The sequence below is a fragment of the Synechococcus sp. H55.2 genome (genome assembly GCF_047462495.1).
In the GTDB taxonomy this organism is placed as follows: Bacteria; Cyanobacteriota; Cyanobacteriia; order Thermostichales; family Thermostichaceae; genus Thermostichus.
The window spans coordinates 1-715 of the sequence record NZ_JANSJH010000224.1; the positions used below are offsets into that span (position 1 = coordinate 1).

The following is a 715-nucleotide window of genomic DNA, read 5'->3' on the forward strand; positions in this document are numbered from 1 at the left end:
GTTGGAAAATGAGGGATCCCCCATGCACTTTCAACCCGACGGCGCTCTGGACGACAGCTTGCCAGGAATAGCTGCGGAGGCGGCGGTTTGGAATGCGCTGCGGCAAGCCCTGGGCTCAGATCCCGGCTACCTCCTCCATCAGTTCAGCATTTATGACCCTCAGGGTCACCTCAAGGCCAAGCCCGACATTCTATTGATTCACTTTGAACTGGGCTTTTGGATTTTCGAGTGTAAGGGCTGCAACCTTTACAATATCGAGGCCATCGACGGCAGCGAGTGGCGCATGCGCGAGTGGCACAGGGAAACCGAAACCCCTCTGGCGCAGGCCGATAATCAAATGTTTCAGATCAAAAATTGGCTGCAGCAAAATCTGGAAACTCGGCCTCTCCAAGCGCGCGTTGCCTGGCAATATCGGCTGGCTTTGCCTCGCATTCGGCGACAAGAATGGCAGGAGCGCTTCGGGGATCCCCCTTTTACCGGCGCGCTACTTTTTGCGGATGATTTGGAAAACCCAGAGCAGTTGCGGCAAACTCTGTACGCAGCCAAAGAGGCCAATGGCGCTCCTCTCAACGCCACAGAATGGGAAGTGATCCTCAAAACGTTGGGGATAGGGCTGGGGGATCCCGGCGAAGACCCAGTATATGACTACGATCCGCAGGCGGTGATCCGGCGCGTCCAAGAAGGGATCTTCAAACTCGATGAAGACCAACGCAAA

At 55.8% G+C, this 715-nt stretch carries 1 protein-coding gene; it reads left to right on the forward strand.

The genetic code is table 11. The annotated features are described in order from the left end of the window. Positions 1-22: 22 nt before the first annotated feature. Positions 23-715, forward strand: a 693-nt coding sequence (locus NW844_RS13050; RefSeq protein ID WP_414336262.1) for an NERD domain-containing protein, incomplete at its 3' end; no start/stop codon positions are given.